At 40.9% G+C, this 23301-nt stretch carries 22 protein-coding genes and 1 riboswitch; all 22 genes read left to right on the plus strand.

The window, feature by feature from the left end:
• The first annotated feature begins 37 nt into the window (after positions 1-37).
• The 22 genes from infB to SRRS_RS12030 all read left to right on the plus strand — a co-directional run bounded on the left by infB (position 38) and on the right by SRRS_RS12030 (position 23130).
• On the plus strand, positions 38-2827 hold the full coding sequence (gene infB, locus SRRS_RS11925) for a translation initiation factor IF-2 (protein WP_371369060.1): 2790 nt from the start codon (positions 38-40) through the stop codon (positions 2825-2827).
• A 29-nt stretch (positions 2828-2856) separates the two neighbouring features.
• Positions 2857-3213, plus strand: coding sequence for a 30S ribosome-binding factor RbfA (gene rbfA / locus SRRS_RS11930; RefSeq protein ID WP_371369062.1), 357 nt, complete (start codon positions 2857-2859; stop codon positions 3211-3213).
• 4 nt (positions 3214-3217) lie between these two features.
• On the plus strand, positions 3218-4180 hold the full coding sequence (locus SRRS_RS11935) for a bifunctional oligoribonuclease/PAP phosphatase NrnA (protein ID WP_371369063.1): 963 nt from the start codon (positions 3218-3220) through the stop codon (positions 4178-4180).
• Positions 4181-4182: 2 nt separating this feature from the next.
• Complete coding sequence (truB, locus tag SRRS_RS11940) at positions 4183-5064, plus strand: tRNA pseudouridine(55) synthase TruB (RefSeq protein WP_371369065.1); 882 nt, start codon at positions 4183-4185, stop codon at positions 5062-5064.
• Positions 5065-5243: 179 nt separating this feature from the next.
• Positions 5244-6173, plus strand: coding sequence for a bifunctional riboflavin kinase/FAD synthetase (locus tag SRRS_RS11945; RefSeq protein WP_371369068.1), 930 nt, complete (start codon positions 5244-5246; stop codon positions 6171-6173).
• Positions 6174-6306: 133 nt separating this feature from the next.
• Positions 6307-6573 (plus strand): 30S ribosomal protein S15, encoded by a 267-nt coding sequence (rpsO, locus tag SRRS_RS11950; RefSeq protein ID WP_371369071.1) that lies wholly within the window; start codon positions 6307-6309, stop codon positions 6571-6573.
• A gap of 136 nt (positions 6574-6709) precedes the next feature.
• On the plus strand, positions 6710-8815 hold the full coding sequence (locus SRRS_RS11955; protein ID WP_371369074.1) for a polyribonucleotide nucleotidyltransferase: 2106 nt from the start codon (positions 6710-6712) through the stop codon (positions 8813-8815).
• 114 nt (positions 8816-8929) lie between these two features.
• A complete protein-coding gene (locus SRRS_RS11960) occupies positions 8930-9652 on the plus strand; it encodes a polysaccharide deacetylase family protein (RefSeq protein ID WP_371369077.1) in 723 nt (240 codons plus the stop codon).
• A gap of 124 nt (positions 9653-9776) precedes the next feature.
• Positions 9777-11006 (plus strand): glycosyl hydrolase family 18 protein, encoded by a 1230-nt coding sequence (locus tag SRRS_RS11965; protein ID WP_371369080.1) that lies wholly within the window; start codon positions 9777-9779, stop codon positions 11004-11006.
• Between the two features lie 30 nt (positions 11007-11036).
• Entirely contained in the window at positions 11037-11912 is an 876-nt protein-coding gene (locus SRRS_RS11970; protein WP_371369083.1) for an N-acetylmuramoyl-L-alanine amidase, read from the plus strand.
• 309 nt (positions 11913-12221) lie between these two features.
• A complete protein-coding gene (locus SRRS_RS11975) occupies positions 12222-13475 on the plus strand; it encodes a M16 family metallopeptidase (protein WP_371369085.1) in 1254 nt (417 codons plus the stop codon).
• Positions 13476-13487: 12 nt separating this feature from the next.
• Positions 13488-13931, plus strand: a complete 444-nt coding sequence (gene dut, locus SRRS_RS11980) for a dUTP diphosphatase (RefSeq protein WP_371369088.1) — start codon at positions 13488-13490, stop codon at positions 13929-13931.
• A gap of 85 nt (positions 13932-14016) precedes the next feature.
• A complete protein-coding gene (locus SRRS_RS11985; protein WP_371369090.1) occupies positions 14017-14340 on the plus strand; it encodes a hypothetical protein in 324 nt (107 codons plus the stop codon).
• Between the two features lie 10 nt (positions 14341-14350).
• Positions 14351-14626, plus strand: coding sequence for a YlmC/YmxH family sporulation protein (locus tag SRRS_RS11990; RefSeq protein ID WP_371369092.1), 276 nt, complete (start codon positions 14351-14353; stop codon positions 14624-14626).
• Between the two features lie 66 nt (positions 14627-14692).
• Positions 14693-15385 carry a general stress protein gene (locus SRRS_RS11995; protein WP_371369094.1) on the plus strand — a complete coding sequence of 231 codons (693 nt, stop codon included), beginning with the start codon at positions 14693-14695 and terminating at the stop codon, positions 15383-15385.
• Positions 15386-15486: 101 nt separating this feature from the next.
• Positions 15487-15658, plus strand: a riboswitch (Lysine riboswitch).
• A 200-nt stretch (positions 15659-15858) separates the two neighbouring features.
• Complete coding sequence (gene dapB / locus SRRS_RS12000) at positions 15859-16653, plus strand: 4-hydroxy-tetrahydrodipicolinate reductase (RefSeq protein WP_371369096.1); 795 nt, start codon at positions 15859-15861, stop codon at positions 16651-16653.
• 52 nt (positions 16654-16705) lie between these two features.
• Positions 16706-17737 (plus strand): aspartate-semialdehyde dehydrogenase, encoded by a 1032-nt coding sequence (locus tag SRRS_RS12005; RefSeq protein ID WP_371369098.1) that lies wholly within the window; start codon positions 16706-16708, stop codon positions 17735-17737.
• Between the two features lie 10 nt (positions 17738-17747).
• Positions 17748-18968 carry an aspartate kinase gene (gene dapG, locus SRRS_RS12010; protein WP_371369100.1) on the plus strand — a complete coding sequence of 407 codons (1221 nt, stop codon included), beginning with the start codon at positions 17748-17750 and terminating at the stop codon, positions 18966-18968.
• A 13-nt stretch (positions 18969-18981) separates the two neighbouring features.
• Positions 18982-19863: a 4-hydroxy-tetrahydrodipicolinate synthase gene (dapA, locus tag SRRS_RS12015; protein WP_371369102.1), complete on the plus strand. Its 882-nt coding sequence runs from the start codon at positions 18982-18984 to the stop codon at positions 19861-19863.
• A 282-nt stretch (positions 19864-20145) separates the two neighbouring features.
• A complete protein-coding gene (locus tag SRRS_RS12020; protein ID WP_371369104.1) occupies positions 20146-21810 on the plus strand; it encodes a ribonuclease J in 1665 nt (554 codons plus the stop codon).
• A 295-nt stretch (positions 21811-22105) separates the two neighbouring features.
• Positions 22106-22897, plus strand: coding sequence for a ClpP family protease (locus tag SRRS_RS12025; RefSeq protein ID WP_371369105.1), 792 nt, complete (start codon positions 22106-22108; stop codon positions 22895-22897).
• Positions 22897-23130, plus strand: coding sequence for a YlzJ-like family protein (locus SRRS_RS12030; protein ID WP_371369106.1), 234 nt, complete (start codon positions 22897-22899; stop codon positions 23128-23130). Before SRRS_RS12025 ends, SRRS_RS12030 begins: the two co-directional genes overlap by 1 nt.
• The last annotated feature ends 171 nt before the right edge of the window (positions 23131-23301 follow it).

Below are 23301 nucleotides of genomic sequence, written 5' to 3' on the forward strand. Positions count from 1 at the left end.
GTTATCCTTGGGAGAGAAAGAAAATGGGGGTGGATCAATGTCCAAATACAGAGTATATGAATTAGCTAAAGAATATAGTACAACCAGTAAGGTTATTATAGATATTTTAGGACGCCATAATATTACTGCAAAGAATCATATGAGCAGTGTGGATGAAGATGCGAAAGTGGCTATTGAGAGAACTTTTGCAAGGAAGACAGGGGACACTAATCAAACTGCTTCGCAGCAAATGACCCAGCCAATGCAAAATGTAACTAAGGCTGAACAAAGTAAAGTTGCTCAAACCAGTTCCAAAGAAGCAACTTCGAATAATCAGCAGCAGCAACAAAACAGACCGGTCCATAATAATCAGCAACAACAGCAAAACAGACCGGTTCATAATAATCAACAACAACAGCAAAACAGACCGGTTCATAATAATCAACAACAGCAGCAAAACAGACCGGTTCATAATAATCAACAACAGCAACAAAACAGACCGGTCCATAATAATCAACAACAACAGCAAAACAGACCGGTCCATAATAATCAACAACAACAGCAAAACAGACCGGTCCATAATAATCAACAACAACAGCAAAACAGACCGGGTTATAATAATCAACAGCAACAGCAAAACAGACCGGGTTATAATAATCAACAGCAACAGCAAAACAGACCGGGTTATAATAATCAACAGCAACAGCAAAACAGACCGGGTTATAATAATCAACAGCAACAGCAAAACAGACCGGGTTATAATAATCAACAGCAGCAACAAAACAGACCGGGTTATAATAATCAGCAGCAGCAACAAAATAGGCCGAACTATAATAACCAACAGCGCCCTCCGCAGAGGCCGCAAGCAGCTGGACAGCATCCGAATCAACAAGGAAACCGGCAAGTAGGAACGGAATCTAGACCGCAAAACCAACAGCAAAATAATCAATTTAACAACAATAACAGACGTTCGCAAAACAATAATCCCCGTAATAATAACGGATCCGGATATGGTAATAAAAATTCTCAACAACGTTCTAATCAACATAGACATCAACAGAATCGTAATCAACCGGCTCCGGTCAAAGCGGAAATGCCAAAACCAAAAAGTATTAAAATTGGCGAGTCACTTACTGTTAAAGATTTGGCCGGAAAGATGGGACGGGAAGTTGGCGAAGTGATCAAAAAGCTGATGATGCTGGGAACTATGGCCAGTATTAATCAGGAAGTTGACTTCGATACAGCCTGTATTCTGGGCGGTGAGTTCGGTGTAGCTGTTGAGGCTATTCCGCCGGAAGAAGATCCGACAGAAATTCCTGAAATTGAAGATGATGAAAAAGATCTAGTTCACCGTCCTCCGGTTGTAACTGTTATGGGTCATGTTGACCATGGTAAAACATCCCTTTTGGATGGTATTCGTCAAACTCATGTTACCTCGCAAGAAGCCGGCGGAATAACGCAGCATATTGGTGCCTATCAAGTCATGTGCCAAGGCAAAAAAATTGTCTTCCTAGATACACCGGGACACGAAGCTTTTACCGCTATGCGGGCTCGCGGCGCACAAGTTACCGATATTGCTATTTTAGTAGTTGCCGCTGATGATGGAGTTATGCCACAAACCATTGAGGCTATCAATCATGCTAAATCGGCGCAAGTACCTATCATTGTCGCAATTAATAAAATTGACCGTCCGGGAGCAAATCCTGACAGAGTAAAACAGCAATTAGCCGAGCACCAACTGATACCTGAAGACTGGGGCGGCGATACTATTATGGTACCTGTATCAGCCCACCAAAAGACAGGTATTAGCGATCTGCTGGAAATGATTTTATTAGTAGCTGAAATGCTCGATCTTAAGGCAAATCCCAATCGTTTAGCCTATGGAACAATTATTGAAGCTAAACTGGATAAAGGCCGTGGACCAGTATCAACTGTTTTGGTACAAAAGGGAACACTTAGAATTGGTGATACCATAATTGCTGGTACTGCCTATGGTAAAGTACGGGCAATGACAAATGACCGTGGTGAAAAGATTAAGAAAGCCGAACCGGCAACCCCGGTAGAGGTGCTTGGTTTAGCTGACGTTCCTCAGGCTGGTGATAATTTAGTAGCTGTTGATGAAAGAACAGCAAGGGCTGTAGCAGAAAAACGGTTGGCCAAAAAACGCAGTGAAGAAATTAAACAGTCCCAAAAAGTTTCTCTTGATGATTTATTTAAACAAATTCAAGAAGGCAGCATAAAGGACTTGAACATTGTAGTTAAAGCAGATGTTCAGGGGTCAATCGAGGCTCTGCGTCAATCTTTATTAAACATCAAGAATAAGGAAGTAAGGGTAAGTATTGTCCATGCGGGCGTCGGTGCAATTAATGAATCAGATGTTATGCTGGCTGCTGCATCGAATGCGCTAATTATTGGTTTTAATGTTCGTCCTGATGGTAATGCCCGTAAGGCCGCAGACACTGAAAAAATAGATATCAGAACATATCGGGTTATTTATGATGCTATTAATGATGTGGAAGCTGCAATTACCGGTATGCTGGCACCCGAATTTAAAGAAGCGGTGTTAGGACGTGCCGAAGTTCGCCAGGTAATTTCTATACCTAAAGCAGTTGTAGCTGGTTCCTATGTTGTAGAAGGAAAAATAACCAGTACTGCTCAAGTGCGTCTCTTAAGAAACGGTATTGTTGTTCATGAAGGCAAACTTGAGTCATTGCGCCGCTTTAAGGATGATGTTAAGGAAGTTGCACAAGGCTATGAGTGCGGTATAACTATTGAAAAGTTCCGCGATGTCAAAGAAGGCGATATTATTGAAGCTTTCATAATGGAAGAAGTCGCCCCGCGGGCTTAACAGTATGTTTAGATAGCGGAGGAATTATAATGGGACAACTGCGGGTAGAAAAAGTTCAAGAATTTATTAAGCAAGAAATTAGTAAGATTATCCTGACAGAGCTTAAAGATCCACGTATTGGCTTTGTGACTGTAACTAGGGTTGAAGCCACTGGTGATTTACGCAGTGCAAAAGTTTATATCAGCCTTATGGGAAGCGATGAGCAAAAAGCCGGAACATGGGCTGGTTTAACTAAAGCATTAGGTTATATTCGTTCCGAAGTCGGAAAGCGAATTCGGATGAGATTTGCTCCGGAATTATCACTGCATTTGGATGAAACATTGGAATATAGTGCACGGATTCAAGAGCTTATCTTAAAAATTAAGCAGGAAGAAGGCAATCAGTAACAGTATGGAAGTGTCTATTGAATATAGCGCCAAGCTGTTAAACGAGGCTAACGACATAGTACTTACTACTCATATTCATCCTGATGGCGATGCTTTAGGCTCACTCCTTGCTTGCTACGAATATTTGTCCGCGCAAGGTAAAAAAGTCAGAATGATAATTGATGATGAAGTGCCACGGGCTTTTAAGTTTCTTTCCGGTTCGGGAAAAATTGAGCAGCCGCCTATCACTCCCGTTACGCCTGATTTATTCGTAGTGCTTGATGCTAGTGATTTGGAGCGAGTTGGCAAAGTAAGTACTGTTGTTAAGGCACCAATACTTAATATAGATCATCATATATCTAATGTTAAATTCGCCGATTATTGGTATATAGATAGTCGAGCCGCGGCTACCGGGGAAATGATTTTTAAAATATTTAAACAAGAAAATGCGAATATCACCGGCGGTATGGCCGAAGCTTTATTTACAGCAATTGCTACTGACTGCGGCTTTTTCCGCTATGCGAATACCTCGTCGGATACCTTGCAATTTGCTTCTGAATTAGTGGCATTAGGCGCAAAGCCTAACGTTATTTCGGAACAGCTTGATACCAAGCCGCGCGTTGTTGTTGAAATGCTGCCAAGTGTGCTTAAAACCCTTGAAATAGTTGAATGTGGGCAAGCCAGGCAAATAGCTTCAATAACACTAACTAAAGAGCTTGCGTCAAAGTTAAAAGATGAAACGGAAGGTTTTATCGATTATCCCCGTAATATTGATGGCGTCGATATTGCCATTATGTTTAAGGAAGCAGATACTAATAATATTCGGGTAAGCTTGCGCTCAAAAACAGCGGATGTGAGTAAATTAGCCCTGTCTTTTGGCGGGGGTGGCCATGCCCGTGCGGCTGGCTGCACTATTGCAGAGAATCTTGACAGGGCAAAATATTTGGTTGTAGAAGCGGCAAAAGCGCAGCTGTTTGCGGGACATTAATTATGAGTAATGGGTTGATTAATGTTCTTAAACCACCAGGGATGACTTCGCATGATGTTGTTTCATTCATTCGTCGCTTATATGGTATAAAGCGTGTTGGTCATGCTGGAACTTTGGATCCAGGGGCAGCAGGCGTTTTGCCAATATTTTTAGGTAATGCAACTAGACTTATTGAATATTTAGCAGATGCTGATAAAAGCTATCGGGCTGAACTAACTTTCGGTTTTGAGACAGATACCGGTGATGACACAGGCCAGATTATAAATAGTAGTCCTTTTAGTAAGCCTGACGTAATTAAAATAAAGGAAGCATTGGCATCTTTTATTGGGGTAAATGAACAAATTCCACCTATGTATTCGGCTGTAAAAATCGGCGGTAAAAAGCTGTATGAATTTGCTCGCGCGGGAGAGACGGTAGAACGAAAGCCACGAAGTATTACCATTAGTTCTATTGCGCTTGTAGCGGAGTATGAACATGGCTTAGTGTTTGATGTTACGTGTTCTAAGGGGACATATATCCGGACCTTATGCGCAGATATTGGTCGAAGATTAAATTGCTTAGCAGTTATGAGTTTCTTAGTAAGAACGCGGGTCGGGAATTTTCATTTGGAACAGTCACGAACTTTAGAGGAAATTGCAGCGAATAAGGAGCAAGTGATACAGAAGGCAGATACGGTTCTCACACAATTTCCGGCTGTAATGCTACAGGAAAGAGATGCCGGTGCTATCAAAAACGGCCGTACTGTTATTTATCACGGGACTGTTGAAGGTTTAGTAAAGATATATGATTTTCGGAATAAATTCATAGGTATAGGCCTGGGGGAATATGGAACCGGTGATTATCCAACTATAACCCCGGTTAAAATATTAAGTCCGGATCGGTAACGTTCCGGACCATTGCCTTGCCTACAAGAAGAATATTTTAAGGCAGAATTTAGCTATTAATGCTCGGTGCAAGCCGTGTTTTCTTCACCTAAAAGACTGATTGCATCTGTTGGGAACCGTAGATTACTATAGAGAGCTTTGTTTTTCCAGAAAGTGGTAACGAGGAGAATTTCGAAACTATGGAAGTTTTTACACAGATAAAAAACATACGTCATTATCCCCGTATTTACATGGCTTTGGGCACTTTTGACGGTGTCCATGTTGGACATCAAGCGATAATTTCGAACACTGTAAAAAAAGCGAAAAATGATAATTGTTTAAGCTCTGTATTTACTTTTAGCAATCACCCTCTCAGCGTCATTAATCCGGAACGATGCCCGCCGTTAATTATCACTAATCAGGAGAAAGTCAATTTAATTGCCGAATTAGGTGTCGATATTTTATACAATATTCCCTTTACTAACGAACTTTTGCAATTATCTCCCGACCAATTTATTTCACTTATGGTTAGTAACATTAATCTTGGTCACATTATCGTTGGTGAAAATTTTACCTATGGGTATCGCGGAACAGGGACACCTGCGATGCTAACAAGTGTTGGAGTTACACAGGGGTTTGATGTGGATGTTGTAAAAATGGTCGATATTGAAGGAAGTATTATAAGCAGTACTTCTATCAGGCAGTTGATTGGTGATGGTGCAGTTAAACAAGCTGCATATTTACTTGGCCGCCTCCCCTCGATCTGCGGAAAGATTGTCAAGGGCGATCAACGAGGTACTAAATTAGGGTTTCCTACCGCTAATCTGGCAATTCCCGAGAAGCTATTAATCCCCGCAGATGGTGTCTATGCGGTAAATGCTATTGATGAAACCGGAGCAAAACTGCAAGGCGTTGCTAATATTGGGAATAATCCCACATTTACTCGACAAATTCGCCGTATTGAGGTACATATTTTAGATTTTGACCGTTTTATTTACGGGCAACAGTTAAAAGTGGAATTTATTGACCGTATACGCGGGGAAATTGCCTTTAATAATATAGAGCAATTGAAACAACAAATGAAGACTGATATTGAGTTCGCTCGAAAACATTATTTTAGTGCTGGATAGGTTTACATATGCTAATTTTTGTGTTAATATAATTTTTAGTGAGTAATTCACTAGATAACCATAGCGAGGATAGTCGAGTCTCCGGCGATATCTTTGGCTAATGGGGATAAGTAGAAAAAGGAGGTGAACCATCGTGTTGACACCTGAAAATAAGCAAAAACTTATTGAAACATATCGCGTGCATGTAAATGATACCGGATCTCCGGAAGTTCAGATTGCAATTCTGACTGAGCGTATCAATTATTTGACTGAACACTTAAGAGAACATAAAAAAGACCATCATTCTCGTCGTGGTCTGTTAAAAATGGTTGGTCAGCGTAGAGGTCTTTTGAACTATCTGCGTGAAAGCGATATTGAACGTTATCGTTCGATTCTCGAAAAACTTAACTTGCGTAAGTAATAAAAAGCGGATATATCCGCTTTTTTTATTTATTTTCCAGGTTAAAGAAAAATAAAAAAGGGAATAATAAGAAAAATGTCGAACAATTAATCTTTGTTAAAAGAAAAGAGGGTTTATCAGAGGAGGAAAACAAAATATGGACAAATTCCAAATGGAATTAGGTGGCCGAACCTTGGTCATTGAATCGGGTAAATTGGCCAAGCAAGCTAGTGGCGCTGTACTGGTACGGTATGGTGATACGGCTGTATTGGTAACTGCAACCCAGTCGGCTGAACCGAGAATGGGTATTGACTTTTTTCCGTTAACGGTTGACTATGAAGAGCGGTTGTATTCCGTAGGCAAAATTCCCGGTGGATTTATCAAGCGGGAAGGACGCCCAAGTGAAGCAGCTATTTTAGCAGGACGTCTAATTGACAGACCAATCAGGCCGTTGTTTGCTGATGGATTGCGTAATGATGTTCATGTAGTGGCTACTGTATTGTCGGTTGATCAAAATAATCCGCCTGACATCCCTGCAATGATAGGTGCATCCTGTGCATTAGGTGTTTCCGACATTGTATTTGATGGACCAATTGGCGGTGTCCGTGTAGGATTAATAAACAATCAATTTATTTTGAATCCTACCGTAGAACAACAAGAGAAAAGTGATCTTAATTTAGCAGTTGCCGGCACCAAGGATGCCATTCTAATGGTAGAAGCAGGTGCTAGCGAATTATCGGAAGAAACAATGCTTGAAGCTATTTTATTTGGTCATGCTGCTATCAAAGAAATAGTTGCTTTCCAAGAAGATATTATTGCGAAAATTGGTAAACCCAAGAAGGAAAAACCATTGTATGAAGTCCCGGCGGAAATTGGCTCTGCCATTAGGGAATTTGTAACTGATAAGCTAAAAACGGCTGTGTCTAATTCTGACAAACTGCAACGCGAGGAAAATATTAAACAGGTTAAAGATGAGGCTATAAATCACTTCTTAGAGATTTATCCTGACAATGCCAAAGAAATTAATTACATGCTCCAGAAGATTCTAAAAGAAATTGTACGGAGAATGATAACTGTAGATAAGATTCGTCCGGACGGCCGTCAAATTGAAGAAGTGCGGCCTATTACTTGCGAAGTAGGCCTTTTGGCCCGCACTCATGGCTCGGGTTTATTTACGCGTGGGCAAACGCAAGTACTTACAGTTACTACTTTGGGAGCCATCGGGGATGAGCAGATTTTAGATGGTCTTGGCGTAGAGGAATCCAAGCGTTATATGCACCACTACAACTTCCCATCCTTTAGTGTAGGCGAAACCCGGCCTTCACGCGGCCCTGGCCGCCGAGAAATTGGTCATGGTGCGTTAGCTGAAAGAGCTCTGTTGGCAGTTATTCCTTCAGAAGCTGAGTTTCCATATACAATTCGTTTAGTATCAGAGGTTTTGGAGTCTAACGGCTCGACTTCTATGGGCAGCGTTTGCGGCAGCACATTATCGCTAATGGATGCTGGTGTTCCGATTAAAGCTCCTGTATCCGGTGTAGCAATGGGTTTAGTTAAAGATGGCGATAATTATACAATCTTAACAGATATTCAGGGCATGGAAGATGCGCTTGGCGATATGGACTTTAAAGTAGCTGGAACAGCCAAGGGTGTTACTGCTATGCAAATGGACATGAAAATCTCCGGTATTACTAAGGAAATTTTCGAAGCTGCCTTGGCTCAGGCCAAGCGCGGACGGATGCATATAATGGGCAAAATGCTTGAAGCTATTAAAGAACCTCGCAAAGAACTTTCACCGTTTGCTCCGCGTATTATTACTATGGAAATTGATCCGGATAAAATTCGCGATGTTATTGGACCAGGCGGAAAGACAATTAAAAAGATTATCGAAGAGACAGGTGTAACCATTGATATTGAAGATGATGGCAAGGTATTTATTGCGGCTGTCGATGTTGAGGCCGGTCAAAAAGCAGTGCACATCATTGAAACTTTAGTACGGGATGTAGAAGTAGGCGGAATCTATACAGGGAAAGTTACCCGCCTAATGAATTTTGGTGCGTTTGTTGAGATTCTCCCAGGAAAAGAGGGGCTTGTTCATATTTCTCAACTTGCGCGTGAGCGTGTCGCCAAAGTGGAAGATGTTGTAAAACCTGGTGACGAAATTATGGTTAAAGTAACTGAAATTGATCGTCAGGGTCGTATCAATTTATCCCGTAAAGAACTGTTAAAACCTGAAACAAAAGAGAGCCGGACTGAAGGCGAATAAGTATAAAAGAAAAAGACTTGACAATATGTCAAGTCTTTTTCTTTTTTGCTCATAAATGATTATTAGCATTAATACACTGTAATACATGTGAGTTGCTGGCAGGAGTTGATGAGTATGCAGTGTAAGATGGTATTTGTAGGAAAAATCCGCCATTGGTATGTTTATTTTGCTGTAGGGGTTTTTATGACGGTAGCCATGTTGTCAGGTAATCTTCAACCGTTTTTGGCTACAACACAGCTATCCGATGCGCCAACGCCAATATTTCAGGGAAATCAGTCTCAACCAAAAGTAGCTTTTGCGTGTAACGTATTTTGGGGAGAAGAATATCTTCCCGATATGCTAAAAACATTGGATGAAAACAATGTTCATATAACTTTCTTTATCGGCGGAAGCTGGGCAAATAAATATCCTGAAGTACTGAAGGATATAGCCAATAGAGGGCATGAGCTGGGAAATCATACATATAGTCATCCTCACCCTAACAACTTAAGCAAAGAGAAAAATAAAGAACAAATCGTTAAAACAGAAGAACTGGTGGCTAATATTACCGGTATAAAAACAAACTTATATGCGCCTCCGTATGGCGAATATAACAATACCGTGCTATTGGCCGCAAAGGAATTAGAATATACTACTATAATGTGGAGTATTGATACCATTGATTGGAAAAGACCACCGCCGGAAGTTCTTAAAGAACGCGTGCTGAAAAAGCTGCATAACGGAGCTATCATTTTAATGCATCCAACTGCACCAACGGCACAGGCTCTTCCCAGTCTCATTAGTGAAATAAAAGCTCGTGGATATACAATTACGACAGTATCTGATGTATTAAAATAGCATAAATAGGCAGGCAAAAGCCTGCTTTTTTTATTGATAAAATATTGTAATTGTGATAGTATTAGTTTACATAAGTATATAACATGTCGTTATTATGCTTATCTGGTTAAAGGAGGTTGATACAATGCGCAAGCATAAGAATCTTGTATCATGCATAATCATGATGGCTTTCATGATAAGCATTATGCTGCCGGTGGCTCCGGCATATGCTTTCTCAATATCGGATTTAGTTGGACAAACTACGGGAACTACTGACGCCGGTGGTACAAAAAGTCTGAGTACAGATAAGGGATTTCTAAATATTCTGCTTGGGCTATTATTGGGGAATTTGCTGGGTAAATCAGATAGTGTTCCCGCAGGCGGATCGACTAAAGGAAATTCTGGCAGTGGATTAACTTCGTCCAAAGATTTAGTCGGTTTTTATGCTGAGTGGTGGGGGGAAGATACTTCTTCTTACAACTCCATGGTTAAAAATGCTGATGTAATAAAAACAATTGCGCCGTTTTGGGCGACTATGCAGGCTGATGGGAGTGTTACTGACAGAGGGGGCAATGACCATGCTTCTGTGGTCAAAACAGCTCATCAAAATAACATGACCGTACTGCTTTTAGTTAATAATGCTAAGCAAGATACGGGAACAACGCCAGTGCATACGGTATTGGCGGATCCAGTTCTGAGAACCAGAGCTATCGACAATTTTGAAAAGTATATCAAAAAATATAACCTTGACGGAGTCAACGTTGACTTTGAGATGGTACCGGCGGAAGATAAGGATAATTTGACGGCCTTTATGCGTGAGCTTTACGCCCGTCTTAAACCGCAGGGGTATATAGTTTCCATTGATGTTTTCCCTAAACAGGACGAAACTAATGATGTAGCCGCTGCTTATGATTATGCTGAACTGGCGAAATATGCCGATAAAATTATGATTATGACCTACGACAATCACGGGACATGGAGCGGGGCAGGTCCGATTGCCGATATTAATTGGGTGGAAAGAAATCTAAAGTATGCGCTAAAAGCTATTCCTAAAAACAAGCTTTATTTAGGTATTGCCGCTTATGGCTATGATTGGTCAGCCCAGGGAGTGCAGTCCTTAGAATATAAAGCGATTATGGATTTAGCGCAGCGTTACGGCAAAACGGTTCAGTGGGATGACGCTTCCCAATCACCGTATTTTAGTTATACTGCGACCGATGGTACAGCTCATACCATTTGGTTTGAAAATAGCCAAAGCTTAAACCAAAAGCTGGCACTTATTAATCAATATGATATTGCTGGTGCTGCTATGTGGAAGCTTGGTGAAGAAGATCCATCAGCTTGGAATGTTTTAAGGAAGCAGTTTAATAAGTAGTCTCTACAAAATGTAAATAGGAGGTTCGTTGTGTATAGCAATAAGATATTGGTACTAGCTATGCTTTTCGTTTTAGTATTTAATATAATAGCTCCTGTACAAGTGAGTTATGCCGCATCTTTAGATAATGTTATAGGCACATTGGGAGCCTCAACCGTTCAGGGATATGATGGCGGATCAAATGTTTTTGAAAAGATCTTCGATTTACTGTTTGATAAGATTCTTGGGCCGATACTAAATATTTTCGGTGGTGGAAAGGCGACCACAACTACACCAAACAGTCCGGTAAAAGTAACCCCGCTTCCGCCTAACGACGGAACAGTTTCCAATGGCGACAGTGGTGTCTTAAGGGGAAAAACTATAGTCGTTGATCCAGGACATGGCGGCAGTAATCCTGGTGCGGTAGATAACGGTACTAAAGAAGCTGATAATAATTTAGCCGTTAGTCTTAAATTAAGAGACAAACTGACAAGAGCCGGTGCAAAAGTAGTTATGACTAGAGAAACAGACCGAACAGTTGCACCTGAGGGTAGCTCACTAGGACAGGAATTAGCTAAAAGGGTAGATATTGCCGAAAATAACAATGCAGACATGTTTGTTAGTGTCCACTCAAATTCGAATCCCGATCCCTCTATTTACGGTACTATGACATTTTTCCCTAGCGGTAAGTCGTCTAAGCTGGCATTAGAGGTTCAAGACAACATTATTAGAGAAACCGGTGCAGTTGATAAAGGTACTTCTCCTGCTACTTTCTATGTACTTCGTAATACCACAATGCCAAGTATATTAGTAGAAATGGGTTTTGTTAGTAATCCTAACGAAGCTATTAAGTTACGGGACGATAGTTACCGGAATAAAATTGCGCAAGGAATCTTTAATGGGATAGTCAAGTATTTTAACAGTTAGCTTCATCCGATGACTAACCCCTCTAAGACTCTTTCTTCCCTAAGTGGAAGTTGAGAGCGGTTAAGTCTGGATAAGGCGACTAACCTTCAGATGGGGAAAAATCCCCATCTGAAGATAAGTTTACTTTATAATTATTTTGGAACAGAGATAAGCGTAAACGAATATCTCTGTTTTTTTCTTTAGTAAATTTAGGTATAATAAAGAATATATTTAACTTGGCAAATGCTATATTAAATAGAAGCAGATAGTAGTTAAAACATTTATAGCGAAATTGTAGAGCCTGATGTTGGCTTTGAAGAAGGAGAATTTATGTATCAAAAGTCAGTACTACCTAATGGAATACGCGTTGTATCTGAAACCATTCCGTATGTAAAATCAGTTACCCTGGGAGCTTGGATTGCGACGGGTTCAAGATTTGAAGAGGATCAAAATCATGGTGTGTCCCACTTTATTGAACATCTAATGTTTAAAGGAACAGCCCGTCGTTCTGCTAAAGATATTGCCGAAACTGTAGATGCCGTGGGTGGCCAGCTTAATGCATTCACCGCTAAGGAATGCACTTGCTACTACTTAAAAGTTTTGGATTCTCATGCTGATTTGGCTATGGATATTTTAAGTGACATGCTGTTAGCATCCAAATTTGCTGAAGACGATATTGATAAGGAGCGACAAGTCGTACTTGAAGAAGTTCACATGTACGAGGATTCACCGGATGAATTAGTTCACGACATTCATTTAGATACAATCTGGCCTGACCATGTGCTGGGAAGAAATATTTTGGGTACAATTAATTCAATTGAAAGGTTCAATCAGGATATAGTAAGGGCATATTACCGGGATTTTTATACTCCGGATAATGTAGTAATAGCAGCAGCTGGAAATATAACCCATGATGAATTGGTAAAGTTGACATCCCGTTATTTTAGCGATTGGAAAGGTCAACGGAGAAAGTTCGACATAAGCGCGCCAACCTTTGTGCCTTCTAATACAATTATTAATAAAGACACGGAACAAGTTCACGTATGTTTAGGGACTTTAAGCGTACCCCAGGATAATCCGGAAATTTATCCGGTGCATATTCTTAATAATATTTTAGGCGGAGGAATAAGTTCCCGACTGTTCCAAACTATTCGTGAAGAAAGAGGTCTGGCATATTCTATTTATTCTTATCAAAGCAACTATAGGGATGCGGGACTGCTTACCATATACGCCGGAACGCGGCCCAGTAACTTAAACCAGGTATTAGACTTGATTGTGGAAAATTTGAAAGAATTGAAGAAACAAGGTATAACAGAACAGGAGTTAATTAAGTCCAAAGAGCAGATAAAGGGAGGATTGCTTTTAGGCTTAGAAAGCTCGAGCAGTAGAATGTCACGTATTGGCAAGATGGAAGTTACTTTAGGAAAGTTCATATCTTTGGAAGAGGTTGTAACTAAAATTGATAAGGTAACCTTATCAGATGTCAATCGAATGATAGCTAAGATGTTTTCCAGTGGAAATTTATGTTTTACAGCCTTAGGGCCGGTTGATAATACAAGCATTACTGCAAATTTAGATATATGAGAGGCAAATAAAATGATAAGAGGTTTTGAAGTAGTAACTCAATATAAAAACTGCAATATAAGTTTACCTGTGCGTAAAACGACCCGGAGCGCCGGCTATGACATTACTGCCGCCCAGGATGTTACATTAACTCCTGGTGAAGTTACCCTGATTCTGACCGGAATAAAAGCTTATATGCAAGATGACGAATATTTAGGTATTTATATTCGGTCCGGATTAGCTGTAAAGCATAGTTTAAGCCTAATTAACGGGCAAGGAATTATTGATGCTGATTACTATAATAATTCAGAAAATGAAGGTCATATTTTTATTGGCATATTTAATCATGGTGCTGAGCCTGTATCTGTAACAAAAGGAACTAGAATAGCACAAGGTATTTTTTATAAATATTTGAAAACCGATAATGATTATGTCACAGAAATTCGTTCGGGTGGGCTAGGAAGTACCGGGCTATAACTATAAATAGGTTATTTCGGAAGTTTTTTCATAACTTATTCTAGAACGCCATATACATTGGTAGAAGCAGTTAGGGGGTGCTACCATGTATACATGGGCAATGTTGGTTCTAATATTGCTTATGGTTCTGGGATCAATTTGGTTACGGGTCTATCATTTCCGTGCATCTCTAGATTCTACTGCACCAAAATTTGAACCCAAGCCATCTCCTGTTTCTACTGCTATACAAGATTTAGTAGCTACAGCCGGAGGAGTATATCTTTCCTTGGTAATGATTGTTTCATTTTTAAAAATTGATCTGCCGGAAAGAATAACCCTTAGTATTCTTGCTTTCGATCCTCTGGCAATGACTGCTGTCGGCGTAGCGGTTATTCAGCCGGTATTTATCAAAATCTTTGGTGGTAAGTAGGTGTGAAGGTATGCGCATAAGTGAAATGGCTGGTAAAGAAGTTATTAATTTGGGAGATGGTGCTCGATTAGGTATTATTGGTGAGTGTGAACTTACTTTCGACAGTCGGACGGGTGTTATCGGGGGGGTGTTATTGCCTCAGAAAAAGGCAATTTTTAACTTTCTGGGCGATGGTCAGATAACCATGATCCCTTGGCAAGCTATTAAGCGCATTGGTGATGAAGTGGTAATTGTCGATTTGAATAATGCTTATGACCGCATTTATTCAAGGCTTAGCCGAGAATAAAAAGTTTGCTGCTGGTCAAACCTAACATTAGGTTGCATATAAGACTAATGTTAGGAGGTTTTATTGATGGTAATGACAAATAATGGTAATATGAACAATCAGACTTCAAACCAAACGATGTCTCAAACTTCGGGACAGGCAGGAAGCGCCTTGGTCAGTAGTTATACAAATGCTCAAACGCAGACAGGAAGCAATGCAAACCAACAAGCCAATACCAATGCTAATGCTAATACCAGTGCCAGCGCTAATGCATCACAACAAGGCAATCAGCAAAACGTGAAAAGCGTAATAGGAGTATTTAACTCTAAGTCTAATGCTGAACAAGCGGTTAGTGCCCTTAGAAATCAAGGATTTACAACAGAAGAAATTAATATTGTATCTAAGAATCATAATAAGAGAAATCGGCAGGATGACGAATTTTATGAAGATGACGTTACTGATGGTGCTCTAACAGGAGGAACCCTCGGTGGTATCGGGGGGCTGCTTTTAGGTGCCGGTGCTTTGGCTATCCCAGGCGTGGGACCAGTAATTGCGGCAGGCCCAATCGCAGCTGCTTTGAGTGGAGCAGTGGCTGGCGGTATTGCTGGTGGTTTAATTGACTGGGGTATTCCGGCAGAGGCAGGCAGACGGTATGAACAGGAAGTAGCTCAGGGCGGAATACTTGCGGTTATTCGTGCTGATGCAAGTAAAGCGAATCAAGCGGCTCAGCTTCTTAGACAAAACGGCGCTAAAGATGTTGAGATGCATGCAGTTAAATAGAGCCTTTTAGTAAGGTTTATTACAGTTTTTCAATATTTATTGACAATGTTGGAACCTTTAGTATAAAATGTGTATAAAATGAATAAGCAACATCCTGTACAGGATGAAGTAGAGGTGCGGGAGTCAAGAGTACTTTCAGGGAGAGTGGCATCAATGAACTGAAAGGAAAGGGGTAACCGCCGAAGTAAGAAGAGACTGCCGAGTCTTCTTACTGGTCTTACATCAAATAGGTTTAAGACTGTCACCATAACTTGGTGGAGCGCTATCTCATCTGGTCGGGGGAAGTATAGATATATTTTCCTATGGTCAGAAAAGGCTGTATTAGCAGCCAGTGAGAAATGCGCTCACTGGCTGCTTTTTATTTATTCTTCCAAGAGTTATATTCTTTTGGTATAGGTCAAACTGGATGGGAGCGGGTTGCTCCTGCCGGATTTGGTTTAGTCAAGTTATCTTTAACAGGAGGTGCATAGCGCTTGATTAGAGTGATGGTATGCGGTGCTTATGGTAAGATGGGACGGGAAGTATTACAGGCGGTTCATAAAGATCCACAGTTGAGTGTAGTTGGAGCCGTGGATATAAACTCGGACTTTGCTGATGTAGGAGACATTATTGGTGCCGGAAAAACAGGAGTAACTGTGGGCAATGACCTAATTACTGTTATTAATGAAACAAAACCCCAGGTTATGGTTGATTTTACTAACCCCGAATCAGTAATGAATAATATAACACATGCTATTAAGAATGGAGTATGCCCAGTTGTTGGCACTACTGGTCTAACAGAAGCAAATATTAATGAAATTCGTGAACTATGTACAACTTCTAAGGTAAATGCAATTATTTCGCCAAATTTTTCAATCGGTGCGATTCTGATGATGAAATTAGCGCAGGAAGCGGCAAAATATTTACCACAGGTTGAGATTATTGAAATGCATCATGACCAGAAGTTGGATGCTCCTTCGGGAACTGCGCTTAGAACTGCAGAGTTAATTGCTAATGTCCGTGGTGAGATGCGCCAAGGACATCCTAACGAAGTAGAAAAGTTAACCGGCGCCAGAGGCGGCAATTTGGCCGGGATTAGGCTGCACAGTGTTAGACTACCAGGCTATGTTGCTCATCAGGAAGTCATTTTTGGCGGGTTAGGTCAAACGCTGACAATTCGTCATGATTCAATATCCCGCGAATCATTTATGCCAGGTGTTGTACTGGCTTGTAAAAAAGTACTGACTGTTGATGGACTGATTTGTGGTCTCGAGCATATAATGGGCTAAAGTTTGGCGAAGTAGCACAAGATAATGTTAAAATTATGGGGGAGTGATTTGCATGAAAAAGTATAATGTAGCAATCTTAGGAGCAACTGGAGCTGTTGGCCAAGAGTTTTTGAAACTAATAGAGGAACGTAATTTTCCATTTAATGAATTGAAGCTGTTGGCTTCTGAACGCTCTGCCGGCAAAACAATTGAATTTATGGGTAGAAGTTACATAGTCGAGGAGGCAACACCAGATTCTTTCAAAGATGTACAAATTGCTTTATTTGCCGGCGGTTCAATAAGTAAAACGCTAGCACCCGAGGCTGCAAAGCGGGGCGCCGTTGTTATCGATAACTCCAGCGCATTCCGTATGGACCCTGATGTACCATTGATAGTACCAGAAGTTAATCCGGAAGCTATAAAAAATCATAAAGGAATTATCGCTAATCCAAACTGTTCCACTATTATTATGGTTATGGCTTTGAAGCCTATCTACGATGCTGCTAAAATTAAAAGAATTGTTGTGTCGACATATCAGGCAGTGTCCGGTGGAGGTAAAGAGGCGATAGATGAGCTGACAGATCAAGTAGAATCACTTGTAGCAGGGCGTTCTGTTGAAGCTAATATTCTGCCAAGTGCTAGTTTACCAAAACATTATCAGATAGCATTTAACCTGTTGCCCCAAATTGATGTTTTTGTGGAAGATGATTATACAAAAGAAGAAATGAAGATGGTACATGAGACTCACAAAATTTTAAATGACTATTCTATAGGAATAACCGCTACGACTGTAAGAGTGCCGGTATATCGCAGTCATTCTGAATCAATCAACATAGAGTTAGCTGATGCATTATCTCCTGAAGAAGCAAAACAACTACTCGCTAAGTTCCCTGGTGTAATTGTACAAGATAGCCCGTCTGAAATGCTGTACCCAATGCCTTTATATACTTCTGATAAGAATGAAGTATTTGTTGGCCGCATCCGCGTAGATAAGACTGTGACACATGGCCTGAATATGTGGGTAGTGGGTGATCAAATTCGGAAAGGTGCAGCGCTTAATGCTGTACAGATTGCTGAGTATATGATCGAGCATAATTTAATTTGAGGTGTAGAAAATGCGTATAATTGTCCAGAAATTCGGGGGAACGTCGGTAGCTTCACCCGAAGTGCGGGAACTTGTGCTACGTAAGATTGAAAAGGCGCGTTCCCAGGGATATAGTCCGGTAGTTGTGGTATCGGCAATGGGACGGCAAGGTGCTCCCTACGCTACTGACACGTTGATTGGTGTTGCCAAGACCGCCAATAAAAATATCGCTGCACACGAACTTGACCAAATTATGTATTGCGGTGAAATGATCTCAGCAGTTGTTATGGCTGGCACACTGCAGGCTGCGGGCATGGATGCGGTAATGCTTACAGGGGGACACGCCGGGATTATTACCGATACTAATTTTACTGATGCTCGGATTTTGAAAGTTGATCCTACCCGGATAAATAGCCTCTTAAAACAAGGAAAAGTACCTGTTGTGTGCGGGTTCCAGGGTATGACAACTGAATATGAATTTACTACCTTAGGACGTGGCGGTAGTGACACTACAGCATCTGCTCTGGGAGCTGCTCTTAATGCTGAATTAGTGGAAATATATACAGATGTTGATGGAATAATGACGGCCGACCCCCGAATAGTCGATAACCCTAAAATTCTTGAATGTATTAGTTATGGGGAAGTTTGCCAGCTCGCTCATCAAGGAGCGAAGGTCATTCATCCTCGCGCTGTCGAGATTGCAATGCAAAAGAATATTCCATTGGTAGTTAAATCGACGTTTACCGATGCAGCGGGTACCCTTATTACTAACATTGCTAAGGAGGACCCTGATGGGGCTGAGGTAATTGACCGGGTAGCAACAGGTGTAACCTATTTGACTAATATTGTTCAGATAAAAGTACATCTTGATGATTCTATGGGCGGGGACGCTAGCTTTAAAGTTTTTAAAACAATGGCTGATAATGGCATTAGTGTGGATTTGATTAATATTCATCCTGGACAAATTATGTTTACTATTAATGCGGAGCATGCGGAGCAAGCATCAATGAAACTCAGGCAGCAAGGATACGAAATTGCAGTTCTGGAGAATTGTGCCAAAGTATCTGTAGTTGGCGGCGGGATGCGAGAAGTGCCTGGAGTTATGGCAAGTTTTATTGAAGCATTATCATCGAATAGAATTGTTATCTTGCAGACTGTTGACTCGCATACTTCAATCTCCGTACTAGTTCCAAGAAGCGATGTTGGAGCTGCAGTTCAAGCTCTTCATGAAAAATTCGGTTTATCAAATTAAAGGGGAGAGTTTTATGACGAATTTCGGGCGGATCTTAACAGCAATGGTAACCCCGTTTAATAATGATTACAGTGTAAACTATACAGAAGCTGCCAATCTGGCTAAATATTTAGTCGATAATGGTTCTGATGGATTGGTTGTTGCCGGGAGTACCGGTGAGGCCGCAACTATGAGTAAAGAAGAGAAGCTAAAATTATATGCGACAGTTATGGAAGCGGTCGGTGACAAAGCTACTATTATTGCCGGAACAGGCTCAAATGACACCAAGGCTTCTATTGAATTAACAAAAGAGGCTGAAAAAATTGGTGTACACGGCGCTATGCTTGTCGGGCCTTATTACAATAAGCCACCGCAGGAGGGATTTTATCAGCATTTCAAAGCGATTGCCGAGTCCACTAATCTGCCACTGATTATCTATAATGTTCCCGGACGCACTGGTTCTAATATTTTACCTTCTACGGTTGCGCGTCTTGCCGAAATTAAAAATATTGTAGCTGTTAAAGAAGCAAGCGGCAGTTTAGATCAAATGTCCGAGATTATGCGTATAACTCCTAATGACTTTTTATTATACAGCGGTGATGATGGTCTGACACTGCCTGCAATGGCTGTTGGCGGTCACGGAGTAATCAGTGTAGCTTCGCATATTGTAGGAAAACGCATGCAAGAAATGATTGCGGCTTTTCTTGCTGGTGATATGGCAAAAGCACAAGCAATTCATCTAGAGCTTATACCTTTCTTCAAAGTTATATTTGTTACTACAAATCCGATACCTATCAAAGCGGCTGTGAACTTAATTGGTCTAAATGCGGGACCGTTAAGATTACCTTTAGTTCCGCCTACTGATGCTGAAGTAGAGCAGATAAAAAGTGTAATGAAAACAGTAGGGGCTCTATAATTAGGAAAAACATGGTATACGTGCAACCTTAACGATAGAGGAATATAAATAAAAGCAAGTTAAACCGGTAGCGGAAGCTACCGGTTTTTGCATGTATTGCCAGTAATTGCATATAATATTGTCGAGCGAGATTTGCCACTTGTTGTCACAGGAAGTTAAATGGGTTATAATTATTCACAAGTGGACTGGACGGCCGGTTTTTTTTGTTTGATGCTTAAACGAACGGGCGGTTTACAACTTATTAGAACAAAACAATTTAGATTAGCGGAGGTGTATGTTTTTTTGGCAAGACAACCAAACAAGGTCCAATTAATTCCCTTGGGCGGCATGGGGGAAATTGGCAAGAACATGACGGTTGTTCGGTACGGTGATGAAATAATAATTATTGATTCAGGTTTAATGTTCCCGGAAGACGACATGCTGGGGATTGACCTGGTTATACCGGATATTACCTATTTACTGGACAACCGCGATTTAGTAAAGGCTATTGTATTAACACATGGTCACGAAGACCATATCGGTGCTTTGCCTTATGTATTAAAACAGCTTAATGTGCCGGTATATGGTACTCGTTTGACGCTCGGAATTTTAGAGGGACGTTTAAAAGAAAGTAATGTTCCGGCAAATCATTTAATTCCGGTAAAACCAGGCGATAAAATACAGATTGGCAATTTCGAGGTTGGCTTTATTAGGGTAAGTCATAGCATTGCGGATGCGGTGGCGTTATCCATAAAGACTCCTGTTGGTGTAATTGTTCATACTGGTGATTTTAAGCTGGATCAGACTCCTGTTGACGGAAAAGTAACTGATTTCCATAGATTTGCCGAACTAGGTGATCAAGGTGTCTTGGTTTTACTTGCTGATAGTACTAATGCCGAACGGCCTGGCTATACTCAGAGCGAAAAATCAGTAGGGGTAACCTTTGATGAGACTTTTCGTAATGCGCGAGAACGGATTATCATAGCCTCATTTTCTTCTAATATTCATCGTATTCAACAGGCTATTGATACCGCATGCAAGTACCGGCGTAAGGTTGCAATTCTTGGTCGCAGTATGGTTAATGTAGTTAATATTGCTTTAGAACTTGGTTACTTAAATGTGCCGGATGGGGTTATCATTGATATCGATGAAATTAATAATTATCCGGCATCTGGTGTAGTTATTTTAACAACCGGTAGTCAAGGGGAACCTATGTCAGCTCTAACCAGAATGGCAATGTCTGATCATAAAAAGGTTGAAATAATTCCAGGTGACACTGTAATTATTTCGGCTACACCTATACCGGGTAATGAAAAACTGGTTTCCCGTACCATTGATTATCTTTTCAAGCAAGGTGCCGAGGTTGTATACGAATCGACTTCAGGTATTCATGTATCTGGGCACGCAAGCCAGGAAGAACTTAAGCTAATGCATAACCTTATACGCCCCAAATTTTTTATTCCAGTACATGGTGAATATCGACATTTGATAAAGCACTCAAAAATAGCACAGTCGCTTGGAATGCCTAAAGAAAATATTTTTGTTGCTGAAAACGGCCAAGTTTTGGAATTCACTGCGGAAAAGGGTTGTATAGCAGGAAAGGTTACTTCAGGCAATGTGCTTGTTGATGGATTGGGAGTAGGAGATGTAGGTAATATTGTTCTTCGCGATCGTCGACAACTGTCTCAGGATGGCATACTAATAGTTGTTGTTACTATGGACAAACAGTGCGGTCAAGTGGCTGCAGGACCAGATATTGTGTCGCGGGGTTTTGTATATGTTCGTGAATCTGAGCAACTAATGGAAGATGCTAAAGAACGGGTAAAACAAGCTTTGGAAAAGTGTGAGCTTAATGGTGTTACCGAATGGGCTGCAATTAAATCCAATGTTCGTGATACGTTAGGTAAATATTTATATGAACGTACCCGCCGCCGCCCAATGATTTTGCCGATAATTATGGAAGTGTAAACAAGAGCCTTGATCATATTTCGCTATTCGGCGAAGTATATCAAGGCTTTTTATATTGGTTTACTCCGTATGAAATTCTCATTAGAGCTTAATACTATATGTGATAAAGAAAACGCGGTTTGTAACTAAACTAGGGGCAAACCGATGCTAACATATCCAAGCGGAAAGCTAAACTTTGGATCAGGATAGGAAGATTGCTATGAACATGACTTTAGCAAAAGTACTAGATCTTGTTCTTATCCAGATGAAAGCTTACTTTCTATAAGGATAAGCTAATCAGTAGGGGGATACTTAAATGATAGTTAATGATAATCCGGTAATTGCACCTCCAGGGGTTAATCCCGAAGAACCGCACGTAACTCCGCCTCCAAGTGAAACTCCCAAACGAAGCAGGCAAGCTAAAAAATCAGGACCTGCTGAAAACATTCAGGAATTAGGAGCTACCGAAATACCAACTGCTAAAACTAATATTCATGTAATGACTATAATTGGGCAGATTGAAGGTCATATGGTACTTCCGCCGCAAAATAAAACGACAAAATACGAACACGTAATGCCTCAATTGGTAGCGATAGAGCAATCAAACGAGATTGACGGGTTGCTCCTTATCCTTAATACTGTAGGTGGAGATGTAGAAGCTGGACTTGCTATTGCCGAAATGATCTCAAGTATGTCTAAACCCACTGTTTCTATCGTTGTCGGCGGCGGGCATAGCATTGGTGCGCCGATTGCTGTATCAGCTACTCGTTCCTTTATAGTCGAAAGCGCAACCATGACAATTCATCCAATCAGACTTACCGGTTTGGTAATTGGTGCACCAAGTTCGTTTGATTACCTTGAAAAGATGCAGGAACGAGTCAATCGATTTGTTGTTAGCCATTCTAATATCAGTGAGAAAAAGTGGAAAGAACTATTATTTAAAACCGGTGAGTTGTCCCGGGATATCGGTACATCTGTCGGCGGTAATGATGCTGTGAGATATGGCCTCATCGATGAAATAGGCGGTGTATCTCAAGCCCTAAGTAGGTTAGAGGAGCTTATAACCGCCTACAAAGAACATAAAGACGGCAAGGGGCTGAAGCAGTAATGACTCTCTGGACAATTGTTCCGGAAGAACTGATTTTTGCTGACTCGAACAGTCAAGCTTCTGCCTATGAAGAAATCGACTACTATGGTCAAAAAGTAATGGCGGAAAGATTGTCACCTACTCAACTAAGGGTAGTTCGTTTGCTCTCCACCAATCCCGAAGACTATCTATCAGGCGACTTACAGCCCGGTACCGTTATCGCTTATAAACCGGTGATAGAAACGCTCTCATAACGAGAGCGTTTCTTTGTTATAAAAAACTGGTTTTATACTCGGCTAACCAAGTTTTTCATCTAAAATAAAGGAGTTTTTGTCGTTGTGTAGAACAGAAACTTTTAGAGGTGGTATGTTTTGCCTAAATGGTTGACCCATTTAACTCCTGAATTAAGGCATGAATTATTTGGT

The sequence above is a fragment of the Sporomusa rhizae genome, assembly GCF_041428845.1.
Classification (GTDB): Bacteria; Bacillota; Negativicutes; order Sporomusales; family Sporomusaceae; genus Sporomusa; species Sporomusa rhizae.